Origin of the sequence: Burkholderia sp. HMSC10F09 (assembly GCF_001806955.1) — a bacterium.
GTDB classification, from domain to species: Bacteria; Pseudomonadota; Gammaproteobacteria; order Burkholderiales; family Burkholderiaceae; genus Burkholderia; species Burkholderia multivorans.
The window spans coordinates 1-4,509 of record NZ_KV786815.1; the positions used below are offsets into that span (position 1 = coordinate 1).

General features: G+C 71.3%; 3 protein-coding genes. 1 reads left to right on the forward strand and 2 read right to left on the reverse strand.

All coding sequences use genetic code 11. The annotated features are described in order from the left end of the window. Positions 1 to 907: hypothetical protein (locus HMPREF3115_RS20400; protein WP_070555784.1), on the forward strand; the 907-nt coding region annotated here is incomplete at its 5' end. Positions 908 to 911: 4 nt separating this feature from the next. On the opposite strand, the gene HMPREF3115_RS20405 is transcribed toward HMPREF3115_RS20400, so the two are convergent. Together HMPREF3115_RS20405 and HMPREF3115_RS20410 are read right to left on the reverse strand one after the other, a co-directional pair. Beyond that, positions 912 to 3,143 (reverse strand): penicillin-binding protein 1A, encoded by a 2,232-nt coding sequence (locus HMPREF3115_RS20405; protein WP_070555786.1) that lies wholly within the window; start codon positions 3,141 to 3,143, stop codon positions 912 to 914. A 162-nt stretch (positions 3,144 to 3,305) separates the two neighbouring features. Then, positions 3,306 to 4,509: MocR-like pyridoxine biosynthesis transcription factor PdxR (locus HMPREF3115_RS20410; protein WP_070555787.1), on the reverse strand; the 1,204-nt coding region annotated here is incomplete at its 5' end.

Consider the following 4,509-nt stretch of genomic DNA (forward strand, 5'->3'; position numbering starts at 1 on the left):
CGCGTCCGGCGCGTCCGGCGCGTCCGGCGCATCCGGCGCGACACCCGCATCGGCCGCATCCGAAACGCCGGCCAGCGAGGCGGCACCGACGCCGCCGCGCCGGCATCCGCCGCTGTCCGCCCACGAAGCCGAAAGCGCGACGGCCCGCGCGCTCGACATGCGCAAGCGCTTCGCGCAGGAAGTCACGCGTCGCCTGAACGTGCCCGCGAACGAACAGCGCGCGTACGGCGAACGGCTTCAGCGCGCACTCGCCGCCGCCGATCTCGCGGATCTGGCCGGCGAATACGTGGCGATGGTCGATCGCGCGCCGAACGTGCAGGCGCTGTTCATCTACTTCCGCGCGACGCCCGCGAACGCGTGGCTGCTGATCGGCGCCGCGCCGGTCGCGACGGGGCTGCCCGGCCAGTACGATCACTTCCTGACGCCGCTCGGCGTGTTCCATCATTCGCCGGACCACATGGACTTCCGCGCGGAAGGCACGACGAACGAGAACGGCATTCGCGGCTACGGCCACCGCGACATGCGCATCTTCGACTTCGGCTGGATCGACGGCGAGCGCGGCTGGGGCAAGGGCGGCAAGTCGGCGATGCGCTTTCAGATGCATGCGACCGATCCCGATCGGCTCGAGCCGCTGCTCGGCATCCGCCACTCGAAGGGCTGCGTGCGGATTCCCGCGTCGCTCAACACGTTCCTCGACCGGCACGGAATTCTCGACGACGACTATCAGGCGCGCGTCGAGGCCGGCAAGTCGCTGTGGGTGCTGCGCGGCGACCGCGAGATCTCGCCGATCGCCGGCCGCTATCTGGTCGTGATCGACAGCGCGCGCAAGACGCGCCCCGCGTGGTCGCCCCTGCCGGGCCGCGGCGCGTGGTCGAAGCTGCCGAAGGGCGGCGATACGGCGGACTGACGCGCTAGCGGAACAGTCGCAGCCAGTCGAACAGGCCCGGATGCACGCGCCGCTTCGGCGCGGATGCCGGCGCGGCGCGCGGGCGGAAATCGGGCGAGAGCTGCGCGTGCGGATCGATCGCGCGTGCACGCAGCGCGTCGACATAGAACGCACCGACGATCGGCAACGCGCTGTGCGCGCCCGCACCCCAGTAGTCGCTGCGCAGCGTCACGCTGCCGTCGTCGAAGCCGACCCACGCACCCGCGACGAGCTGCGGATGCATCAGGATGAACCAGCCGTCGGCGTTGTCCTGCGTCGTGCCGGTCTTGCCGGCCACGTCGCCGCGAATTCCGTAACGCGTGCGGATGTCGGCGCCCGTGCCGCGGTCGACGACGTCGCGCATCACGTCGACGAGCGTGAGCGCCGCGTCGGCCGGCAGGGCGCGCTGCGGCGGCGCGTCGGCGAAGCGCGCGAGCACCTTGCCGTTGCGATCCTCGATCTGCGTGATCGCCTGCGGCGCGACATAGACGCCGCGGTTCGCGATCGTCGCGTACGCGGACACCATCTCCTTCAGCGTGACGGGGCTCGTGCCGAGCGCGAGCGACGGCACCGCCTCGAGCGGGCTGTCGCGCACGCCCATCGCGCGCGCGAGCCGCACGACCTTCGCCGAGCCTTCGCGCTGCATCAGCTGGGCGGTGATCCGGTTGCGCGACAGCGCGAGCGCATCGCGCAGCGTCATCGGCGCGCCGGTCGGCGGCTCCGCGTCGGTGGGGCGCCACACAGTGCCATCGCCGAGCGCAATCGCGACGTCGCGATCGACGAACGTGTCGCTCGGCCGGGCGCCGTCCGCGAACGCGGCGCCGTAGACGAACGGCTTGAACGTCGAGCCCGGCTGGCGCCGCGCCTGCTCGACGTGGTCGAACGGCTCGTCGCCGAAATCGGGGCTGCCGACCCACGCGCGGATCGCGCCGTTGCGCGGATCGATCGCGACGAAGCCGGCCTGCACCTGTGTCTTGCGCTCGCATAGCGCGCGCACAAACGCGCGGTTCGCGCCGAGCTGCGTCAGCGCGGCCGCATCGGTGAGCCCCGCGTCGCGCGCGTCGCGGTAATCGGGCGTCTGCCGGATGAAGCCGCGGAACAGCGCGTTGCGCAGCCCGCATCCCGACGGGCCGCGCCAGGCGGCGTCGGCGACGGCCTGCAAGCGGTCGGTCTGCTGCACGAGCGCGCGCGTGGCCATCTGCTGCAGACGCGCGTCGAGCGTCGTGCGGATCACGAGGCCGTCGGAGTACAGATCGTAGTCGTGGCTGTCGGCCCACGCGATCAGCCATTTGCGGACCTGCACCGCGAAATGCGGCGCGAGGCCCGGCTCGGCCGTCTGCCGTTCGAAGTCGACGCGCAGCGGCCGGCGCTGCAGCCGCGCGAGTTCGCTCGCCGACAGCATGCCGGCCTTCGCCATCTGCTCGAGCACGACGTTGCGACGCTGCAATGCGCGTTCGGGATTCAGCACCGGGTTGTAGTAGCTGTTGCCCTTCAGCATCCCGACGAGCGTCGCGCTTTCGACGACGTCGAGCTGGTCCGCGGATTTCCCGAAGTAGGTCCGCGCGGCCATCTCGACGCCGTAGGCGTTGTAGAGGAACGGCACCGTGTTCAGATAGGTCTCGAGAATCTCGGCCTTGCTGTACACCATCTCGATCTTGAACGCAGTGACGAGCTCTTTCAGTTTGCGCGTGAGCGTCGGCGCGCGGCCGACTTCGTCCGGATAGAGATTGCGCGCGAGCTGCTGCGTGATCGTCGAGCCGCCCTGGCGCTCGCCGCCGAACGTGTGCAACGCGGCCGCGAGCGTGCGGCGCCAGTCGATGCCGTGGTGCGCGTAGAAGCGGCGATCCTCGGTCGCGATCAACGCGTCGACCGTGTGCGGCGAAATCAGCTTCAACGGCACCCATTCGCGGTTGACCGGCCGGAACTCGGCGATCAGCTTGCCGTCGGCCGACAGCACGCGTGCGGGCCGCTCGATGCGTGCCTTGCGGATGTCGCCGATGCTCGGCGTGAACGGCACGAACGCGAGCAGCACCAGCACCGCGAGCGTCGGTATCGCGGCGAGCGTCAGCGCAATGCCGCGGCGCGTCGGATGGCGAAGCGCGTGTGCGGCGCCGCGCAGCGCTGCGCGCAGGCGGGCCGCGCAGCCGGCGGCGAACGGCGCGACGCGCGCGCGGCAGCGCGCCAGTGCGAGGCGAAGGAACGACACGAAGCGATTCACGGCGGGAGGGCGGAAAAAGCCGCGATGCTAGCAAACGCGCGCGCGGCGAATGCGGCGCAAACGGCGTTTCGCTTGCAGGATTTACAGACGATTACGTTTGTTGCGCGCCGACAACCTTTCCGCGGTGCCATGCACGTATCGGTGCGCGACCCGGCACGCGATTTACCGCGCGCGTCGGCGGCGCGCCGCGCCGGCGGCCTCGACGATCACTTCGGCGAGCCGCTGCGCCGCGGCTTCCATCCGGGCGCGGCCGAATCCGCCGAACCCGAGCACGAGGCCGGGCCGCGCGGTGCCCGGCGCGAACATCGGCGAAACCGCGCGCACCGCGATGCCGGCGTCGGCCGCGCGTGCGACGACGTCGAGATCGTCGATGCCGACGGCGAGCCACAGTACGACATGCATGCCCTGATCGCCGGGCTGCACCCAGGCGAGCGCGCGCGGCAGCCGTGCGCCGAGTGTGTCGATCAGCAGCGTGCGCTGTTCCGCATAGACGCCGCGCACGCGACGGATGTGCCGGTCGAGATGGCCTTCGGCGATGAACGCAGCGAGCACGTACTGATCGGCGGTCGGCGCATGACGATCCATCAGCACGCGTGCGCCGCAGAACGCGGGCACCAGATCGTCCGGCGCGATCACGTAGCCGAGCCGCAGCGATGGAAACAGCACCTTGCTGAACGTGCCGAGATAGACGACGCGCTCGGGGTCCAGCCCCTGCAGCGACGGAAACGGATGGCCTTCATAGCGCAGCTCGCTGTCGTAGTCGTCTTCGACGATCCACGCGCGATGCGCGCGCGCCCAGGCGAGCAGCGCATTGCGCCGCGCCATGCTCATCGGCATCCCGAGCGGATACTGGTGCGACGGCGTCACGAACGCGATGCGCGCATCGGGCGCTGCGCGCATGCCGGCGTCGACGTCGATGCCGTCCGCATCGACGGGCACGCGCACCATCGCGTCGCGGCGGCCCGTGCTGTCGAGCAGCGCCGTGATGCCGCGGTAAGCGGGATTCTCGACCCACGCGCGATCGTGTGCGCCGAGCAGGACCTGCGTCGCCAGATGGAGCCCCTGTTGCGTCCCGCTCGTGATCACGACCTGATCGGCTTCGCAGCGCACCGAGCGCGAGCGGCGCACGTAATCGGCGATCGCTGCGCGCAGCGGCAGCGCGCCTTGCGGATCGGCGTAGCCGGACGGCGCGCCCGCGCCGCGTGCGCGCAGCCGGTTGCCGAGGCGGCGCCATACGTCGTCGGGCGCGGTGAGGCCAGCCGGCACCGAGATCGCGAACGGCGCGGGCGGCAACGGCCGGAACTCCTGCGCGATGCGCGCGAACGTCGCGGCCGGCTCCGGCAGCCCCGTGCGAGTGCGCGGCCGG